Raw genomic sequence first — 19832 nt, 5'->3', positions numbered from 1 at the left:
TTCAACCCTCCCCTCGCCATTCAATTTCCGTCAGTTCCCGCCACTGTCCGGGAGCCAGATCGCCCAGAGTGAAGGGTCCAAAAGCCTCGCGATGCAAACTCAATACCAGGTTATCCAGCGCCGCAAACATGCGCCGCACCTCATGATAGCGGCCTTCATAGAGAGTCAATTGCAGCTCCACCGGACTGAGCGGGGTCATCTCGGCGGCCTTGCAGGGGCTGTTTTCTCCCTCCAGCAGCAAAGACCCCGAAGCGAGGATAGCCACTTCATCGCCACGCAGGGGATTTTGCAACAACACCCGATAGCGGCGCGGGATGGCATAACGGGGACTGGTCCAGCGATGCAGCCAGTCGCCATCGTCGGTCAGCAGCAGCACTCCGCTGGTTTCGCGATCCAGACGTCCGACACTGCTGAAGCTGGGGCGACGATACCGCCAGCGCGGCGGGAAATCCTGATAAATGGCACGGGGATCATCATGGGCGCAGACCTTGCCGAGCGGCTTGTGATACAGCACATAAAGGGGATAGGGATGATCCAGGGCCTCATCATCCACCCGCAAGCTGGCAGGGTCCACCTTGACCGAAGCCTTGCGCAGCGGTAATCCGTCCGCCAACACCCGACCTTCGCGCAACAGGTCACGCACCTCCGAACGACTGCAGTAACCCAGTCGGGAGAGCAAATGATCCACTCGTTCGCCATGTTGCGCCATGGGCGGAGTTTACCCTGTCAGGATGGCTGACGAAAACCATTGAATTGCCTATGATGGGTACATCACTTCAGTAAGGAAACCGCTATGCAGGCAAACTACACCCTCCCCGCCGAATGGGCACCCCAGTGGGGCGTGCAACTGACCTGGCCCCACCCCGAAAGCGACTGGGCGCCGCGTCTGGAGCAAGTGCTCCCGGTTTTTGTCCAGATCGCCCGGGAAATCAGTCTGCGTGAGCATCTGGTGATCGCCTGTCATGACCAGAATAGCCTGCACGACTGCGAAAAACGCCTGCAGGATGCCCGGGCCAACATGGCCCATTGTCATCTGCATCTGGTGCCCAGCAATGATTCCTGGGCACGGGATCATGGTCCCATTACCCTCAAAAATGCCGCAGGGCAACGTAAATTGATGGATTTTGCCTTCAATGCCTGGGGACTCAAATTCCGCGCCGATCTGGACAATCAGATCACCCGCCACCTCCACGCCCAGCAGGCATTCGGGGACTGTCCTCTGGAAATTTCCGGGATGGTGCTGGAAGGCGGCAGCATTGAAAGTGATGGTCAAGGCACTCTGCTGACAACCAGCGCCTGCCTGCTTTCCGCCAATCGCAATCCCCAATGGTCTGCAGCTGAAATTGAAACGGCGCTTTGTCAGCAGCTCGGCATGGAGCGGGTGCTTTGGCTGCACAGCGGCCATCTGGAAGGCGACGATACTGACGCCCACATCGATACCCTGGCGCGCTTCTGCAATCCCCGAACCATCGCCTACCAGAGCTGCGATGACCCCAATGACAGCCATTTTGTCGCTCTGCAGCAGATGGCTGCCGAACTGAGCGCCCTGCACAGTGCCGATGGCCAGCCCTACCACCTGATTCCCCTGCCCTGGGCGCAGGCACAATGGGATGAAGACGATAACCGCTTACCCCTGACCTACGCGAATTTTCTCATCATCAACGGGGCGGTATTGATGCCGGTTTATGACGATCCCGTCGATCATATCGCCATTCAGCGCCTGCAGTCCGCTTTCCCCGATCGCCAGATTATCCCCGTTCCCTGCCTGGAGCTCGCCCGGCAACACGGCAGTCTGCATTGTGTCACCATGCAAATACCGGCGTGATGCGCTTTTCAGCCTTGTTTAATGCCATCAACGCCATTTTTAACGGCTCCTGTCTTCCACTATTTGGCAATCAGAATACTGCAGGGCAGGCTTCTGAGCAGGGCCTTGGCGACCGAACCTTCGAGCCAGTGACCGAAGGAAAATTGGGGAATATGTCCGAGTACCAGTAAATCTGGATGCATTTGCTGTGCATATTGGACAATGACTTGCGCAGGGCTACCCTCGACCGCCTCGACCTCTACCCGGAGCCCCCTTTCCCGAAGGGTTGACGCAGCAGCGGCAAGCCGGGCGCGGAGGGCATTGCCTTCCCGGCCCAGCAAGTCTTCGGCACCCGCCGCCTGACCAATGGCCATGCCCCCGGTGCTGACAATGGCTCCAAACAAATGCAGTTCTGCTTGCATCAAAACCGCCAGTTCGGCACCCTGCTGCAACGCCAGCTCACTGGAGGCGCTCCCGTCGTAAGCCACCATGATTTTCCGGTACATAGGCTCCTCAACGCCCTGTCAATCCATGACGGGCTCTGTCGGCGCAGCGGCGGCTTCGCGCTTCGGACTGCGAATGATCAACAATAAAGGGAAAATAGCCAGAGTCATCACCAACATCAACCAGAAATTATCAATATAGGCAATCATGCTCGCCTGCCGGGTAATTTCCATGTTCAGCAAAGCCTGCCCCAGACTGCTATGAGGATTATAGATCTCCGCCACGGCGGGATTCTGAAAACCGGGATTACGTCCGTTCATATGCGCCGCCAGCGAGGCGTGGGCAATCTGGGTGTTGCGGGTCAGCAGGGTTTCCACCAGGGAAATGCCCAGACTGCTACCCACATTGCGCACCAGACTGTAAATGGCGGTACCGTTGGCCCGCATCTGCGGGTCGAGGGTGGCAAAGGTAGCCGTACTCAAGGGCACGAATACCAGACCAATCCCCAGCCCCTGCCAGACACCGGGCCAGATGATGTCCGCCTGACTGATCACCAGACTGTAACCCTGCATTTGCCAAAGAGAGAAAGCGGTGATGCCAAAACCGATGGCCAGCAGGAGCCGCAAGTCCACCTTGCCCACTAGACGCCCGACAATGAGCATGGCCAGCATCGTCCCCAAACCACTGGGGGCCGTCACCCAGCCTGCCGCCTCGGCGGTGTAGCCCATGAGGTCCTGAAGCATCGTGGGAATCAAGGCACGGGAGGCGAAGAGCACCACGCCGACAATGAAAATAAACAATAGCCCGGTCACAAAATTACGGTTCAGAATCAATCGATAGTCAAAAAATGACTGTTCCGGTGGTGTCCGCCAGGTATGCCAGAGGAAATAGAGGGCTCCGAAACCGGCCAGATAGGCTTCCACCCAGATTTCTACCGAACTGAACCAGTTGAGTTGCTGCCCCCGATCCAGCAGTAATTGCAAAGCACCAATGGCAATGCTTAGACTGACAAAGCCGGCCATATCAAAGCGCATCCCACGTCCTGGCGCATCCTTGGGGAAGGAATTCCAGATGCCCCAGAGCGCCATCATCCCCACCGGCACATTAATAAAAAACACCCAGCGCCAGCCCAGGCTATCAGTGAGCCAGCCCCCCAGGGTCGGGCCGACAATGGGTCCGACCATCACCCCCATGCCCCACAGGGCCATGGCTGAGCCCTGTTTTTCCCGAGGATTGATGTCCAACAGCGTGGTCTGGGAGAGGGGCACCAGGGCGGCGCCAAAAGCCCCCTGAAATACCCGGGCGAGGACAATCTCAAAAAGAGAGGTGGAGATGCCGCACCACATGGAAGAAAGGGTAAAGCCCGCCACCGAGGCCAGAAAAATCGTGCGCTTACCAAAGCGGTCCACCAACCAGCCGGTCAGTGGGGTGGCGATGGCTGTCGCCACAATATAAGACGTCAGCACCCAGCCAATTTGATTGAGGGAAACCGACAAACTACCTTGCATATGGGGCAGAGCCACATTGGCGATGGTGCTGTCCAGGGTCTGCATGATGGTAGCCAGCATGATGGACAGGGTAATGAGGCCGCGATTCAGACCACGATTCGAAGCAATTGCGTCCGATGCCAGGCTCATGCGCCGGGCTCTTCCAGGCGCTGCTGCAGGTCATGAAGCAGCCTCGTCATCTGACGCAGTATTTCCGCATCCATATCCTGCAGTTTTTCTCGACGGAACGCCTGTGCCACCTGCTGCACTTCTGTGTACACCTGGGCCCCCTCGTTGGTAAGCCGAATCCGGCGCATGCGGCGATCATGGGCATCCACTTCCCGGCGAATCAGACCGGCCTTTTGCAAACGATCGAGCATGGCGACCACGGTCGGCTGCTCAACCGAGAGACAATGCGCCAGTTCTGTCTGGGTCAATGGTTCACTGGCCTTGGCCAGATAGGCAATACTCATCCAGCTCGCCTGACTGAGGCCCAGTCCTTTCAGACGCCGATCCAGGGCAGTATCATGCAGCGCCAGGGCAAAGTCCTGTTGCATTTGATCAAGTGGCATCCGTCAGTCCGCAAAAAACAAACACATAGAGCACTTATACTTAGGTATCTATGTTTTTTCAAGAAAAAATAACGCAGGAACGGGACAACACTGACAGAGGCTTGTCCCGGACAGGCTGCGTTCCGATTAAAAAATCAGGCGATTTTTTTGCCTTCGATTTCCACCCGGATATGCACCTTGTTGGAAAGCCCTTCAGGCAAATAGGCTTTCATACCGTAATCACTGCGCTCAATGGTCGTTACCGCCACAAAACCGGACAGATAACCACCCCAGGGTTTGGGCAGATAAGCCACTTCACCGGCACCGGTTTCCCTGACCCGGAACATGATCGGACGGGTCACACCATGCAAGGTCAGCTTCCCGTATAGGTCACCGGTATGCTTGCCGGTACGCTGATAGCGGCTGCTGACAAAGGTCACGTCGGGATACTTTTTGACATCAAAAAATGTCGGACTGCGCAAGTATTTGTCCCGCGCGGCAAAATTCGTAAATATGCTGGACGCTGGAATGATGATTTTGGCCGTATCCTTGGCCGGATCCCGGGTGTTGACCGTATAGGTTCCGGAAATCTGGTTAAAGCGCCCGCTAAAAGGGCCGATACCCACATGACCAATGGTAAAATAGGCTGCCGAATGCGCTGAATCAATCTGATAGGTCCCACTCGGGTTCCCCGTCAGGGCGTGATAGTGGCTGGCAGCGGCTGGTGCAGGGACAGTCGCTGCTTGTGCGGCATTCATGCCCAGGGACCAGGTAAAACCCAGCACCACAGAAAATATCAACCATTGCTTTGATCGTCTGTTTTGCATTTTTATCTCCTTTATTCAGGCTCGCTCATCTTTAAGAGCACGTAGAATGCTCTGCGTATAGCCGGTATTTCACCGTAAGCTTCCAGCATATTTCCATTTTAGCGCAAATAGCCAGCACGCAGTTGATTTTTTACTTCCCGCCAGCCCGGCATGGCTCCGTCCAGGATGCGCTTGAAGCGTTCATTATGGAGGCGCTCCAGCAAGTGCGCCATTTCATGCACCACCACATATTCCAGACAGATTTGCGGATAACGGGCGAGCTCCAGGCCTAGCCAGATGCGTCGAGCACCAATGTTACAGGTACCCCAGCGGGTTTTCATGCGTTTTACGCCCCACGCTGCCACCTGCACCCCCAGAATCGGTTCGTAATGAGCAATCATCCCGGGAATGCGTGATTTGAGCGTCTGACGATGCCAAGCCAGCAGGACCGCTTCGCGCTCGAAAATTGCCGCTCCGGGCCGACAAAACAAGTTTATACCTAATGCTTCATGCCATTCGATGCGACTTCTGCTGGTCGTTGGGTAAACTTGGAGTGGATAATCCCTGCCCAAATACCTATGTATTTCTCCAGAACGGTACTCCAGAGCCGTGTGGGACTTCTGGCTCAGAAAATGCTGCTGATGATTTTTGATCCAGGCCAGACGCGCCAGAACCGCCGCATGAATGGCTCTGTCCGTCATGCTCCAGGGAGCACTTACCCGCACCTGCCCATCCGGGGCAGAAACCATGATCCGCAGACTTTTGATCGTCTTGCGGGTCAGTTGCACATTCACATCACGCACCTGCAACAGGGTGGATTCAGTCAAGCGCATAGAAGCATCAAGAAGCGGAATTGAGGCGATAAGTGGCCATATTCAAATACAAAGCCACGCCCAACCACAATACATAAGGGACCAGTAACCAGGCCGCCAGCGGACTAATCAGTGCAAAAACCAGCACACAGGCAAGAACCAGCACCAGGAGCAACATGAGATCCAGTAGCGCCCCCAATATCTGATGGCGCCCGAAAAACAGCCAGGACCACAGCGCATTACTCAGCAGTTGCAAGCCATACAGCGTTAATCCGGCCAGTCGCAACGGACTTTCCGGATGCACGTACACCAGCGCTGCAGAAAAAGCCATGAGAATATAGAGCAGGGTCCAGACCACAGGAAACACCCAGGGCGGAGGAGTACCTCGGGGTTTTTGCAAACCCGCATACCAGCTATCGGGCCGAAACAGTGAGCCCGTGGTGGCCACCCCCAGCGTAATGGCCAGACTGATCAGCGCAACCAGCGCGAAATGATGAATGCCCACCGCACTCCCCCACATTGTGATTACATTCTACAAAACCAAAAACAAAGTCAGCACTACCAATAAAATTGTTAGAAAAACAAGATAAAAAGACATTTTAAAAGATATATTGCTCGATTTTTTTGATTCTTGATCTCTGTATAATTGACTTACAAGAGCATGAACATTTTTCAATTGATTCTCCAACTCTTCATAATGTTGATTGAGCTTAAATCGTTCAGAAATAAAACCCCAAAGCACTGGAACTAAATTATTTTTCAACAATACAGGATACCTAAAATACCATTTAGCAGCAAAAATATTCATATTCATCGTAAGATCGGATAACGCATTATAGTCATTCATATCAACATCACTTAATTTCTTAATAAAACCATTGAAAACATTATTATAGGACAAACATAGACAAGCAAGAACAACAGTTCTCTGGAAATTATAAAAATGATTCTTGCCAGAAATCATAGAAAAACCACCACCATCAAAACATATTTTAAAATCTGATAAATCCTTATATTCAACTAACGATTTTGATCCGCGAATCCATTCTGATGCACACTGTCTTATATCTTCTTTCGACGAATCATTTTGTAGTTGCCATATTGCCTTGTATAAAATATTACGATTATTTTTTTCAGTCTCTTCTTCCGAAAAAACAACATACAACTTGACCGAGAAAACACTATCAGCAAAAAATTCTATAATCCAGTGCGTCCGCAGCATATGACCCTTCTGGACCTGCTTCATTTTACCACGGAACCCCTTAATAAGGCCTTCTTGGAAAAAACTTATTTTTTTATTATCAATCCTAAGATCTTGCCACCCAGAGTCATCTTCGGAAGTATCTAGGCATATATTTACATAACACTTATTATTCAAAACACACCCCACCCAATGTATTTTGAATCCAGAAATTTATTTAGTATCATTTTATTCCTTTTAGCCTTCTCAGTATAGTTATAGGTAACCGCCCTCCAGGAACAATAATATCCATTGCATCCCCAGTTACATCTAACAAGAAATCAGGATCTTTCATCATAGATCTGAAGATTAGACATTCAGCCCGGCTCCGCCGGGTTTTTTATCGCCTTTCTTTCGGCGAAAGTGCTTGACACGGTGATGGGGCCGTGCGGCCGACCCTTGTAAAAAAGGGTCGGCCAATGAGAAGCGTTTTAGGCTTCTCGGAATCACACCCATGCCCTTTCATCGTCTCGTTTCCCTCCGCCTGTCGGAGTGGATTTCCTACTTTCTGACGGTCGTGCCGCCCCGCTCGCGGCGCAGCTTCCTCGAACTGCTCTGTGGCTGCCTGATCTCGCCCGAAGGCTGGGTCACCCGCGCCCTCAGTAGCATCTCCCTCCGCTGCCACTGGACCACCTATTACAAACTCCTGGAGCGCGAGTCCTTGCGCACCCAGGCGTTGGCCATAGCCCAGGTACGCTGGCTTCTGCAGTCCTTGCCCAAGCTCCTGATCGTCGATCTCGTCATCGACGATACCCTGGTCCTGCGACACTCTACCAAAGCCCCAGGTGCGGCCCTCCGCTTCGATCACAGCCATAAACACAATCGCCCCAGTTATGTCCTCGCCCAGAATTGGGTGGGCCTGGCGTTGACCCTCCGTACCCGATCCGGCAAAGCCATTTCCTTTCCCATCCGCTTGCGCTTGGTACCGAGCACCGGCAACACCCACAAGCTGAAAATTGCCGGGGCGTTGCTGCGCGCTTTTCTGCCCCATATCCCAGTACCCGTCCGTCTGCTCACCGATGCCTGGTTCATGCGGCGGCGCCTGCTCTTGCCCCTGTTGCGTCAGCACGGCCAGTTTATCGGCCAGGTGCGCAAAGATACCGTGCTGCTCCAGGACCCGCCGCCGAAAACATCCAAACGCGGACGTCCCCGGATATATGGAGACAAGTACACCCCGGAAGAGATGGCCGCACTGCCCACCGAAACCGTCTCTCTGCATATCTATGGGAAATGGCAGAAGGTCCGTCTCCAATCCATCGTCGCCAATGCACGATTCCTGAAAGGCCATCCGGTCCGGGCTGTCTGGAGTGCAATCTACGACGAAAAGCATCGTCGATGGTCTCCCACCCGCCTCTATCTCGCTTCCGAGACCCACTTGACCGCCAGCGAAATTGTCTCCCTCTACAGCAACCGCTGGCAGATCGAACCGATCTTCCATAACCTCAAACGCTGGTGGGGCATCAATAATCTCTGGCAGCAAAAACGCACCGTTTTGGAACGCTGGATGCAAATCCGCTGCATCGCCTGGTCCATGGTGCAGCTCCTCGCCGAAACCCTAGCTGAGGACTTCCCCATGACCGACATAGCGCCCTGGCGTGTCGCCACCCCCGTTACCGCAGGACTCATGGCCCAATGGCTCCATCTGCAATTTCTGCGGGTTCCCTTCTGGAAGGGTTTCGACCCGAAGTCCGGGAAATTCCAGTGCCCAGCACCCGCCTTTTGGGCCGACGCCGATGACCCACCCCGCAAAAAGGCCGCCTGACTCACTTCTGACCCAAATTTACCGAGCCATAACGCCACCCAGAGGGGCTGGCGAGGAGGCTGTATGTCTAACGTACATATCATAGATATCATTTCTTTTTTCATTCTACCCCCGCCAATCGGCTTACCATTAAGACCATCAACCTCTAATACTGCAGATTTTCCAGACCAGAGGCATTCAAATGCATAGACAGGGTGGTAATATAAATAAACTTTATTAAACGTAATAGTATCATTGACAATTTCGCTCGCATTAACAGCATGAGCAAGCTCTTTTTCAATCATATGTAGTATCGTAGCAAGCTTTTTCTCTGGTTGAATAAGAAGATTATCCTGAAGAACCTGATTTTCAGTAAGCTCTTCCTGCTCAGATGAGTGTTTTTCAATGTACTCGACTATTTCTTTTTTGCTTACATCTCTTTCAACACCATAAACATGGCTGATGTGAACCTTTTTATTAAGGCAGTGCTCGGTCACTGGTATATGTATTTTTTTATCTTTTTTTACCTCATGAAGATTCCCATTTATCTCTATTGAATGAGCATCATTGTTGTTAATATCAACGGAATACGAGGAAATAGATTTATACTCTATTACCCGTTCCGCCTCTGCATACCAAAAAGGTTCGTATCTTTTTACCTCTTCTATGATAGTTATATTTTCTGAGGTCGGTCTGTTCCATACTTTTAGCTTTTCAAATACACCAAAAGCAGTTGTTTTATTGTTTTCAGCTATCTGTTTTGCAGCTTTATTGTCAAGACGTTCATTCATCCTAAAAAACTTTATCGCATCTTCCAAAATAATTCTTTTCATCTTAGACGTCCTTATTAACTATTATTAGCCACAAAGTCCCACAGTAGCGGTACACAAAAAATATAAATTCATCTACCCGAAATACCCACCGATGCCTTCCACTGCTGCATCTTGCTGATCAGCGGTGATTCAGCACAGGACTGTGCACTGAGGGAACTACAGGCACTGGCCCACTCACTGGTGACCCCGAAAAATTTGGCAGCGGACTGCATTTGCTGGGCCTCGGCACCCGTCGCGGTACTACTCATGGTCTGATATTGCGCCTCTCGCGACTTAGCCCAATACGATACCTTTTGCCAACAGCTGCTCTGGGCGCTGGAGCTCAGTGCAGCGCATTGGGCACTATCCTGACGGGCTTTGCGCATATCGGCCTGCCATTTTCCGGAAAATACCGAAGTGGCCGTGCCGAGTTTCTGCTGGACCATGTTTTGTGCCTGACTCTCCGCCTGATCTGCTGAATTTTTGGCACTGGCCAGGGTCTGGGGTGCTGCCTGGCTGACCGACTGCGTGGCGGAACGGATGGCCGATGCGGAGGAGGCCAAGGGGGTCAAGGGCAACGCTGTCGAAGAGTAATTCACGCCGGGTAGCGCCGAACCGGCAGACGGCGGCACGACCGGGGCACTTACTGCTGGAAGCGACTGAGCGGGGACCTGTTCTTCAGTAGGGGGTACCTCGTGAGCAGATGCTTTATAGATGGGTGGCGTAGGTATGGCCGAGGGGACCGGATAGGTATTTTCCGCCTGCGGGGACAACCCGTTATTGGTGGCCGAACCACAGCCAGACAAAGCCAGCACCACACCGGCAAACAACAGCGAACCTGGATAACGACGCATGCTGAACGGCTCCTTTGGTAATTATGCCTATCTGATGAAGACAAGCTTACCATCCCTTGTCGCTCACTCAAGCACTTATCTTGCTGTAAACACCCTCAAGACCTCGACCACCGAGATCACCCACACCGAATATTCCTCAATGGCGCAAACCCTGAAGGAGCCTCATGCTTACGTTGACCCGTGCCCACCATATCCCTAGAATACGGTCAATCTATGCGGGAGGGGACACCCTCCCTTTTTTGCATCTTCCATGGTAGACGAGGTGAGAAAGTGCAGGCGGTTCTGGCATTGGCAGACGGCAGTATCTTCCGGGGTACGGGCTTTGGCAGCAGTGGTCTTGCCGCCGGTGAAATCTGTTTCAACACGGCAATGACCGGTTACCAGGAAATACTGACGGATCCGTCCTATTGCGGTCAGATTGTCACCCTGACTTACCCACATATCGGTAATACCGGCATCAATCCCGAAGACATGGAAGGTGCGCAAATATTCTGCTCGGCTCTGGTCCTGCGCAACATGCCGCGCACTCCCAGCAACTGGCGCAGCCAGCAGAGTCTCCCCGACTTCCTGGTCGAACAGGGTATTCCCGCCATTGCCGGTATGGATACCCGCGCCCTCACCCGCCGCCTGCGTAATGGCGGCGCCCAGAATGCGGCCCTGTTGGTCGGCGTTAAGGTGGATGAACAGGAAGCCCTGAACGCAGCTCGTCGCTTCCCCGGCCTGCTGGGCCGGGATCTGGTGCAGGATGTCGCCGCTCAACATTCCTCGGAGTGGCTCCTGGCCAGTGGCTCACCCGAACAGGCTTATCAGGCGCAACCCATTACGCACCCCAAACATCATGTCGTGGTCTACGATTTCGGCAAAAAGCACAATATCCTGCGTCTGCTTGCCGACCGCGCCTGCCGGGTCACCCTGGTGTCCCCCAAAACCCCTGCGGCGGAGGTGATTGCCTTGCATCCCGATGGCGTGCTGTTTTCCAACGGCCCCGGCGATCCCGATGCCCTGGATTATGCCCAGGAAGCCCTGCGCGAAATCATGGCGGCACGCATACCCACCTTTGGACTCTGCCTGGGACATCAACTGCTCGGTCTGGCCTTGGGGGCCAAAACCATCAAAATGAAATTCGGCCATCATGGTGCCAACCACCCGGTGAAAGACCTCCGCACTGGTCGGGTGCTCATTACCAGTCAGAATCACGGTTTTGCCGTGGACGCCCAAACTCTGCCCGATGTTCTGCGCATTACCCATACTTCCCTCTTTGACGGCAGCCTGCAGGGCATGGCCCATAAAGATCTCCCGGTATTTTCCTTTCAAGGGCACCCGGAAGCAGGCCCCGGCCCGCACGATGCCAGCATCATTTTTGACGCGTTCGTAACGGCCATGCAGCAATACGGAGCAGCCCATGCCTAAGCACCAAGACATTCACAGCGTTTTGCTGATTGGCGCCGGCCCCATTGTCATCGGTCAGGCCTGCGAGTTCGATTATTCGGGGGTCCAGGCCTGTAAAGCACTCCGCGAGGAAGGCTGCCGGGTCATTCTGGTCAATTCCAATCCGGCGACTATCATGACCGACATCCAAACAGCTGATGCGACCTATATTGAACCCGTCGAGTGGCAGACGGTGGCGCGCATCATCGAAATGGAGCGTCCCGACGCCATTCTCCCGACCATGGGCGGGCAGACGGCTCTGAATTGTGCCCTGGATCTGCATCGGGAAGGCATTCTTGACAAATTTGGGGTGCGTCTGATCGGAGCTTCGGTAGAGGCCATTCGCGCAGCCGAGGATCGCGGGTTGTTCAAAAAGGCCATGCAGGAAATCGGTCTGGATGTCGCCCGTTCGGCCTTCGGCCACGACATGGACGGGGCGCGCCAGATTGCCGAAGACATCGGTTTCCCGGTGATTATCCGGCCTTCGTTCACCCTGGGCGGCACCGGCGGCGGTATTGCCTACAACCGCGAAGAATTTGAGGACATCGCCGCACGCGGTCTGGAAGCCAGTCCCACCCACGAAATCCTCATCGAAGAATCCATTATCGGCTGGAAAGAATTCGAGATGGAGGTAGTTCGGGATCAGGCCGACAATTGCATCATCGTCTGCTCCATCGAAAACCTCGATCCCATGGGCATTCATACCGGTGATTCCATTACCGTGGCCCCGGCCCAGACCCTGACGGATCGGGAATACCAGCGGATGCGCGATGCCTCCATTGCGGTGCTGCGCCGCATTGGTGTGGATACCGGCGGATCCAATGTGCAGTTTGCCGTCAATCCGGCGGATGGTCGCCTGATTATCATCGAGATGAACCCACGGGTGTCGCGCTCCTCGGCGCTGGCCTCCAAGGCAACGGGTTTCCCCATTGCCAAAATTGCGGCCAAGCTGGCCTTGGGCTTTACCCTGGATGAATTGCGCAATGACATCACCCAGGCGACGCCGGCCAGTTTTGAACCGACCATTGATTATGTGGTCACCAAAATCCCCCGCTTTGCCTTTGAAAAATTCCCCGAGGCCGATGATCATCTGACTACCCAGATGAAATCCGTGGGAGAAGTCATGGCTATTGGCCGGAGTTTTCAGGAATCCTTGCAGAAGGCTTTGCGCGGCCTGGAAACCGGGGTGGATGGCCTGGATGAAAAACTCAGCGGCAGTGATCCGGAAACCCTGCAGAAACTGGAGCAGGAAATGCGTGTACCGGGGCCAGAGCGCCTCTGGTATTTGGCCGATGCCGTGCGGCGTGGCTGGAATCAGGACAAAATCCAGCAGATCACCCGTATTGATCCCTGGTTTCTTGAGCAAATCTTTGAGCTCGTTCAGCAGGAAGAATGCTTGCGGGGAATGCCCTTGGCCAGTCTCAACGCTGCCCGCCTGCGCGAACTCAAAAGCATGGGTTTTTCGGACCGCCGCCTCGCCCGGCTGCTCGGCTGTCGCGAATCCCAGTTACGCGAGCAGCGACAGAAATGGGGCATTCGCCCGGTGTACAAGCGGGTGGACACCTGTGCGGCCGAATTCCACTCCCCGACCCCTTATCTTTATTCCACTTATGAAATGGAATGTGAGGCGGAGCCCGGAAACCAGCCCAAAATCATGATCCTGGGTGGCGGTCCCAATCGCATCGGTCAGGGTATCGAATTTGATTACTGCTGCGTACATGCCAGCATGGCGCTGCATGCCGACGGCTTTGAAACCATTATGGTCAATTGTAATCCAGAAACGGTTTCTACAGATTATGACACCTCTGATCGTCTCTATTTTGAACCACTGACCCTGGAAGATGTGCTGGAAATCGTCGCCGTGGAAAAACCTCAAGGCGTCATTGTCCAGTTTGGTGGACAAACCCCTCTGAAACTGGCCAACGACCTCGAAGCAGCGGGCGTGCCCATCATCGGTACAACCCCAGACTCCATCGACCTGGCCGAAGATCGCGAACGCTTCCAGCAGCTCCTGCAGCGTCTAGAGCTGCGGCAGCCGGAAAATGCCATTGCCCGCAGTGCTCCGGAAGCATTGAGCAAGGCCCTGGAGCTGGGGTATCCCCTGGTTGTCCGTCCCTCTTATGTACTGGGAGGACGTGCCATGCGTATTGTGTATGCGGAAGAAGATCTGCAACGCTATATGGAAGAAGCGGTGCGTATTTCCAACGACCAGCCCATTCTTTTGGATCGTTTTCTCAATGATGCCCTGGAAGTGGATATTGACGCGGTGGCCGATCAGGATGGACAGGTCGTTGTAGCGGGCATCATGGAGCACATCGAGCAGGCGGGGGTGCATAGTGGTGATTCGGCCTGTTGTTTGCCGCCCTACTCGCTTCCCGAAGCTATCCAGACAGAATTGCGTCGTCAAACCGTGGAGCTGGCCCTGGCCCTGGGAGTCGTGGGCCTTATGAACTGTCAGTTTGCCGTTCAGGAAGACCGGATTTATGTCCTGGAGGTCAATCCGCGCGCCTCCCGCACCGTGCCTTTTGTCTCCAAGGCTACGGGTTGGCCTCTGGCCAAAATTGCCTCGCGTTGCATGACCGGGCAAACCCTGAAAGCCCAGGGTGTAACGGATATTCCCAACCCGCGTCATTTCAGTGTCAAGGAAGCGGTATTTCCCTTCATCAAGTTTCCCGGTGTCGATATCCTTCTCGGTCCCGAAATGAAATCCACCGGCGAGGTCATGGGCATCGGCGCCAGCTTTGGCGAAGCTTTCCTCAAGGCACAGATGGGTGCCGGAGAACATTTCCCCTCCGCAGGGACTGTATTCATCAGTGTAAGGGATGCCGACAAGGACAAGCTCGTGCCTGCCGCCCTCACCCTGGTTGACCTCGGTTTCCAGCTGGTTGCGACCCGAGGAACTGCCGAACATCTGCGCGCACAGGGCCTGGATGTCACAACCGTCAACAAGGTTACCGAAGGCCGTCCGCACATTGTGGACGCCATCAAAAATGGTAAAGTACAAATCATCATCAATACTGTGGATGAACGTCAGTCCGTCCGTGATTCCTTCAGTATCCGTCGGGCGGCATTGCAGATGGGTCTGACGTATTACACCACCCTGGCTGGGGCCATTGCCGGCGCCGAAGCTATCCGTGTCCTGATGCGCGAAAAACGCAGCGTCCTTCGCCTTCAGGATTTGCAACATCATTAATCAGTTCGAGAGGTAAACATGAGCGATAAAGTCCCCATGACTGTCATCGGCGCACAACGCTTGCGCGAAGAATTACAACGGCTCAAATCGGTTGAACGGCCTGCCGTCATCGAGGCCATAGCCGAAGCCCGGGCCAAGGGTGATCTCTCGGAAAATGCGGAATATGACGCCGCCAAGGAACAGCAGGCTTTTATTGAAGGACGGATTCGCGAGGTGGAGGACTTTCTCGCCCGTGCCCAGGTCATTGATCCCAAAACCCTGAATACCGGCGGCAAAATTGTTTTTGCCGCGACCGTTGATCTAGAAGATGCGGAGGGAAAAGAAGTAACCTATCAAATTGTCGGAGATGCTGAGGCGGACATCAAAGAAAACAAAATCTCCATCAGTTCGCCCATTGCCCGTGCGCTGATCGGTAAACACGAAGGAGATCTGGTCGAAGTACGCGCCCCCGCCGGAACCCGGGAGTACACGATTCTGGCCGTGCGCTACGAATAAAGTTGGCCCTACCAGTACATGGGTGCTTTGCCACAACTTACGCCAGCACGGTTACTGGTAAAAACCCGCCTCCAGCAGATGAATTGATGACCAGGTAACTCCAGACACATCCCGATTTCTGCAAGCACCCCACTATAATGGCGCTCAAATCCTCCGAGGACTTATCGTGATCCACCATATTTATCTTTTGCTACTGGCGATGTTGCAAGGTGTTACCGAGCTTTTTCCCATCTCCAGCCTGGGCCATATCATTCTGGTTCCGGCTTTGCTGCATTGGCCTATCAATCGCGATGCGGAGTGGTTTTTACCTTTTGTGGTCGTGCTGCATCTGGCTACGGCGGCAGCCCTGTTATTATTTTTCTGGAAAGACTGGGCGGCGTTGATCGGCGGCTTTGTACGGGCGCGAGGCAAGCCCAGCAATCCTCAGTCACGGCTATTATGGATATTGTTCATTGCCTCCATCCCCGCTGGTATTCTGGGGCTCATCCTTGCCCATAAAATCAAGAATCTGTTTGGTGGCTTCACGTTTGCCGCCGTTGCCCTGATGGCCAACGGCCTCATGCTGATCTGGGGTGACCGGCTGCGCTCCCGTCACCCCAGTCATTCCCTGGAAAATCTCAGCTGGATCCGTGCCATCATCATTGGTTTTGCGCAATCCATGGCCCTGATTCCCGGATTCTCCCGTTCCGGAGCCACTTTGGTGGCGGGCATCGGGGTGGGACTGGATTACGAAAATTCGGCACGCTTTTCGTTTTTGTTGGCGACCCCTATCATCGCTGCGGCGGGTGCTCTGGAAGTTCCCAAATTATTCCACGCCCACATGCAAAGCGGTTTGCTTGGCACCATTTTCCTTGCGGGGGCTCTCGCCGGGCTCTGTGCCTGGGGCTCCGTCTGGTTTTTGATGCATTATTTCCACAAGCAGGAAGTCACCGCTCTGCGCCCCTTCGGCATTTACTGCATCGGCTTCGGGGCGCTGGCCTTACTGATTGGTGGCTAAGTAATCAGGAATGGCTATCCGGTGAAAGGAGCAAGGCCATCCGTTTACCGTTCCAGCTCTGGATGGCTAGCAGGACACCCACGCCAGTCAGAATATAAAACACACCCTGATCTCCGGCTATTCCCAGCCCCCAGCCGCCCACAACACCACCCACAAAAATGCCCAGAAACTGCATCATGGAATAAACACCACTGGAAGCACCGCGCTGTTCGGGGCGTGTACTGCGGCTCATCAGAGAGGGCAAAATCGCCGAAGCAATATTATAGCCCGTAAAGAAAATCACCGCGCCCACACCTACGGGCCAAAAATGTCCCGATTCCAGCCCCATGATCAAGGCACCTACCGCAATAGTCAGCCCACTGAAGATCAGCATCTGGCCGTGCTGCTTGTTTTTTTCGGCATAAATGACGGGAAACAGCATAGCTACTACCGACAGCAGCATCACCGGCAAATAGACTTCCCAGATACCACTTTCCGGGATGTGCATGGCATGGACCAGTTCCGGAGAGAGCACCACAAAACTGGCGCCGAGCACCATCTGTAAAATGAAAATACCAACGCTGGCTGTCAGTACCGGCGGGTGTCGGAACATTTTCATGGCATCCGCCCAGCCACCCATGCGGTTTTGCCGTGACTGATCGATGGGCGGAATAATTTTCCACAACGGATACAGGGCCAAAACACCCAAAGCTGCGGCTACCAGGAATACGCCCGTCAAACCCCAGAGGCCATAAAATACCGGACCAATGGCTATACCCAACACATAAGCGACAGCAATACTCCCACCGATGGCGGCCATGGCCTTGGTACGGTGCTCATCACCGGTCAGATCTCCTGCTGTAGCGAGGAGCACTGACGAAACCGCCCCGGCGCCTTGCAGCAAGCGCGCCAGAATAATGCCGTAGATGTTGTGGGTGAGCGCGCCCAGCAAGGAACCCAGAACAAAGAGTAGTATCCCGAAAACCAGGACTTTTTTCCGGCCAAAACGATCCGAAGCGGCTCCAAAGGGAAACTGCAGAGCCGCCTGTGCCAGTCCATAGATGCCAATAGCCAATCCCAACAACAAAGGCGTGCTGTAACGTAGCTGATCATTATCGAGGGCCAGCACGGGCATGAGCATAAAAAGGCCGAGCATACGCGCGACATAAATAAAGCTCAGGCCGCTGACGGCCCGCTTTTCCACTGGACTCATGGGCGGGCCTTTGACCCGACCACGACGTTTTTCAGATATTGAAGCCATAATCCATCACCAATTTACCCAGGATCAGCGCAGTATAAAGCAAAAACAGGTAAGAGATGGAATAAGCGAACATGCTGCGGGCATATTGATCCATTTCCGGGCCTTCGGGCAGGGCCTTGAGGCGCAGGGCCATCCCGACAAACCAGGCCCCCGAGAGCCAGGCAATACCGCCATAAATCCAGTCGCCGGTGAGTAAGGCCGGGATCAGACTGACTGCCCAGGTGAGCACGGCATAATTCAGTACTTCCTTGCGGGTGCGGTCGATGCCGTGGGTGCAGGGCAGCATGGGAATGCAGGCCTTGGCGTAGTCGCGCCGGCAGTTGATGGCCAGGGGCCAGAAGTGCGCGGGGGTCCAGACAAAAACCAGCAGTACCAGCACTACCGGAAGGGCGGCGATGCTGCCGGTGATGGCAGTCCAGCCAATCAGCGGTGGCAAGGCGCCGGCCAGGCCACCCCAGACAATGTTCCAGGGGGTACTGGGCTTGAGGTAGAGGGTGTAGACCACGCCGTAGCCGACGGTGCCCGCCAGGGTGAGCACCAGGGTCAGGGGGTTGGTGCCCCAGGCGAGAATGGCAATGGCGGCACTCATCAGTACCATGGCGTAGAGCATGGCGCCCCGGCGGCTGATGCGGCCTTCGGCCAGGGGCCGGTGCAGGGTGCGGCGCATGTGCTGGTCGAGGTCGGGTTCGACGATCTGGTTGAGGACACCGCCGGCCCCGCCGGCGAGGGCAATGCCCAGCAGTCCGGCCAGGGCGGCCTGCCAGTGAATCAGGGCGTGAGGGGCGAGAATCTCGCCGACGGCGGCGGTGAATACCAGCAGGGAGACGACCCGGGCTTTGGCCAGTACCCAGAGGTCGTGGAGAAAAAGACCGGGGTGGAATGGGTTTTTGAGCGCCGCTTCCGTGCCGGTGGCGGGTAGAAGACCATCGGGGTCGCGGGGGGTGGAGGCAATGACGTGACTTTTCATGGGGGTTCCTGTCACCGTGCCTCAGCGCCAGACCAGGACGATGGCCAGGGCCATGAGCAACACCATGCTCTGGTGAAAGGCGACCATGATGCCGGGGTCTTTGGGTTTGAGGCTAACGGCGTGAAAAAGTAAAAATCCGACCGCGAACTGGCCGACCGCGAGGTAAAAGGCGATGGGATAGGCGGGCATCATGTAGCCCAGGGTGGCGACCAGGATCAGACCAGCGCTGATGTGGGCGGCGACGGTCCATTGTGAGGCTTTCTTCGGTTGCACGAAGGCGCCGATGGCGCTGCCGAAACCGCGTTGCCCGGTGGTCATGCCGCCCAGAAAAACGGCGAGCAGCAGGGCGTGCAGCGCGCCCATGGCGCCGAGATAGGTCCAGAAGTCGAGGCTGGGATAGGCAAGGCCGGTGAGGTAGATGAGAAATACCCCGTAGGCCAGCAGACCGTGGGTGCCGTGCACGAAGGCCGGGGCCCGGCCGGCCAGGACGTAGAGGGTGCCCATGCCGAACAGGGCGGTGACCACGATCAGGATCAGGCCGCTGATGGTGCTGATGCCGGGGGCAAGAATGACCAGGGCCAGGGCGACCAGGCCGACCAGGGTGGCGACCACCCGGTGGGCGGCTTCAGGGTCTCCCCGGACCATCAATAGCACAATGTTGCGGGTGTAGGGCCATTTGGTCCCCAGCGACAGTCCATAACCAAAGCCTTCGACAATACTGCCCAGCAGGATCAGCACCATGGCAAAGCCGACTTCGCTGGCCTTGAGACCGTTCACTACCCCGTTCAACAGGCCGTGGCTGCTAAACCCTTGCCATAGCCCCGCCGCTACCGACAACAACAGCAGCAACGTGATCAGCCGCCCGATCAGCCGCACCGCCGGAGTCAGCTCTCCTTCTATGGCGTGGGGTAGAGGCGCTTCTACGTCAATTGAAGGCTTTACTTCCATGATCGTGGACATT

18 protein-coding genes are annotated in these 19832 nt (G+C 55.0%); 6 read left to right on the top strand and 12 right to left on the bottom strand.

The window, feature by feature from the left end; translation table 11 throughout:
• Position 1 precedes the first annotated feature (1 nt).
• Entirely contained in the window at positions 2–709 is a 708-nt protein-coding gene (locus B1757_RS03280; RefSeq protein WP_101536962.1) for a pseudouridine synthase, read from the bottom strand.
• Positions 710–793: 84 nt separating this feature from the next.
• On the opposite strand from B1757_RS03280, the gene B1757_RS03275 reads away from it, so the two are divergent.
• Positions 794–1825 carry an agmatine deiminase family protein gene (locus B1757_RS03275; protein WP_101536961.1) on the top strand — a complete coding sequence of 344 codons (1032 nt, stop codon included), beginning with the start codon at positions 794–796 and terminating at the stop codon, positions 1823–1825.
• A 59-nt stretch (positions 1826–1884) separates the two neighbouring features.
• Here B1757_RS03275 and B1757_RS03270 read toward each other — a convergent pair whose 3' ends face one another.
• The 7 genes from B1757_RS03270 to B1757_RS03240 all read right to left on the bottom strand — a co-directional run bounded on the left by B1757_RS03270 (position 1885) and on the right by B1757_RS03240 (position 7282).
• Entirely contained in the window at positions 1885–2310 is a 426-nt protein-coding gene (locus tag B1757_RS03270; protein WP_101536960.1) for a universal stress protein, read from the bottom strand.
• An 18-nt stretch (positions 2311–2328) separates the two neighbouring features.
• Positions 2329–3885 carry a DHA2 family efflux MFS transporter permease subunit gene (locus B1757_RS03265; RefSeq protein ID WP_101536959.1) on the bottom strand — a complete coding sequence of 519 codons (1557 nt, stop codon included), beginning with the start codon at positions 3883–3885 and terminating at the stop codon, positions 2329–2331.
• The gene (locus B1757_RS03260) at positions 3882–4307 is read right to left on the bottom strand and encodes a MarR family winged helix-turn-helix transcriptional regulator (protein WP_101536958.1); all 426 of its coding nucleotides are present in this window, start codon (positions 4305–4307) and stop codon (positions 3882–3884) included. Before B1757_RS03260 ends, B1757_RS03265 begins: the two co-directional genes overlap by 4 nt.
• Positions 4308–4441: 134 nt before the next feature.
• A complete protein-coding gene (locus B1757_RS03255) occupies positions 4442–5113 on the bottom strand; it encodes a YceI family protein (protein WP_101536957.1) in 672 nt (223 codons plus the stop codon).
• Positions 5114–5211: 98 nt separating this feature from the next.
• Positions 5212–5925, bottom strand: coding sequence for a M48 family metallopeptidase (locus B1757_RS03250; protein ID WP_101536956.1), 714 nt, complete (start codon positions 5923–5925; stop codon positions 5212–5214).
• 7 nt (positions 5926–5932) lie between these two features.
• Positions 5933–6409, bottom strand: coding sequence for a TspO/MBR family protein (locus tag B1757_RS03245; protein ID WP_101537007.1), 477 nt, complete (start codon positions 6407–6409; stop codon positions 5933–5935).
• A gap of 27 nt (positions 6410–6436) precedes the next feature.
• Positions 6437–7282 carry a hypothetical protein gene (locus B1757_RS03240; RefSeq protein ID WP_101536955.1) on the bottom strand — a complete coding sequence of 282 codons (846 nt, stop codon included), beginning with the start codon at positions 7280–7282 and terminating at the stop codon, positions 6437–6439.
• A gap of 316 nt (positions 7283–7598) precedes the next feature.
• Between B1757_RS03240 and B1757_RS03235 the strand changes: the two genes are divergently transcribed.
• Positions 7599–8906: an IS701 family transposase gene (locus B1757_RS03235; RefSeq protein ID WP_101536954.1), complete on the top strand. Its 1308-nt coding sequence runs from the start codon at positions 7599–7601 to the stop codon at positions 8904–8906.
• Positions 8907–9786: 880 nt separating this feature from the next.
• Here the strand turns inward: B1757_RS03235 and B1757_RS03230 are convergent.
• On the bottom strand, positions 9787–10551 hold the full coding sequence (locus B1757_RS03230) for a hypothetical protein (RefSeq protein WP_101536953.1): 765 nt from the start codon (positions 10549–10551) through the stop codon (positions 9787–9789).
• Positions 10552–10821: 270 nt separating this feature from the next.
• Between B1757_RS03230 and carA the strand changes: the two genes are divergently transcribed.
• From carA to B1757_RS03210, 4 genes are all read left to right on the top strand, one after another.
• A complete protein-coding gene (gene carA / locus B1757_RS03225; protein ID WP_216360811.1) occupies positions 10822–11961 on the top strand; it encodes a glutamine-hydrolyzing carbamoyl-phosphate synthase small subunit in 1140 nt (379 codons plus the stop codon).
• Complete coding sequence (carB, locus tag B1757_RS03220; protein ID WP_101536952.1) at positions 11954–15172, top strand: carbamoyl-phosphate synthase large subunit; 3219 nt, start codon at positions 11954–11956, stop codon at positions 15170–15172. Before carA ends, carB begins: the two co-directional genes overlap by 8 nt.
• 18 nt (positions 15173–15190) lie before the next feature.
• Positions 15191–15667: a transcription elongation factor GreA gene (greA, locus tag B1757_RS03215; protein ID WP_101536951.1), complete on the top strand. Its 477-nt coding sequence runs from the start codon at positions 15191–15193 to the stop codon at positions 15665–15667.
• A gap of 166 nt (positions 15668–15833) precedes the next feature.
• Positions 15834–16664 carry an undecaprenyl-diphosphate phosphatase gene (locus tag B1757_RS03210; RefSeq protein ID WP_101536950.1) on the top strand — a complete coding sequence of 277 codons (831 nt, stop codon included), beginning with the start codon at positions 15834–15836 and terminating at the stop codon, positions 16662–16664.
• A 4-nt stretch (positions 16665–16668) separates the two neighbouring features.
• On the opposite strand, the gene B1757_RS03205 is transcribed toward B1757_RS03210, so the two are convergent.
• The 3 genes from B1757_RS03205 to B1757_RS03195 are packed head-to-tail and all read right to left on the bottom strand — an operon-like array spanning position 16669 to position 19831.
• Positions 16669–17856 (bottom strand): MFS transporter, encoded by a 1188-nt coding sequence (locus B1757_RS03205; protein WP_101537005.1) that lies wholly within the window; start codon positions 17854–17856, stop codon positions 16669–16671.
• Between the two features lie 31 nt (positions 17857–17887).
• On the bottom strand, positions 17888–18871 hold the full coding sequence (locus tag B1757_RS03200; RefSeq protein ID WP_101536949.1) for a heme o synthase: 984 nt from the start codon (positions 18869–18871) through the stop codon (positions 17888–17890).
• A gap of 21 nt (positions 18872–18892) precedes the next feature.
• A complete protein-coding gene (locus B1757_RS03195) occupies positions 18893–19831 on the bottom strand; it encodes a cytochrome C oxidase assembly protein (protein WP_172437578.1) in 939 nt (312 codons plus the stop codon).
• Between the last annotated feature and the right edge of the window lies 1 nt (position 19832).

The organism is Acidithiobacillus marinus (assembly GCF_002847505.1).
Taxonomy (GTDB): domain Bacteria; phylum Pseudomonadota; class Gammaproteobacteria; order Acidithiobacillales; family Acidithiobacillaceae; genus Acidithiobacillus; species Acidithiobacillus marinus.
Note: the sequence above shows the minus strand (reverse complement) of the source record. Positions and strands in the feature narration are given on the sequence as shown.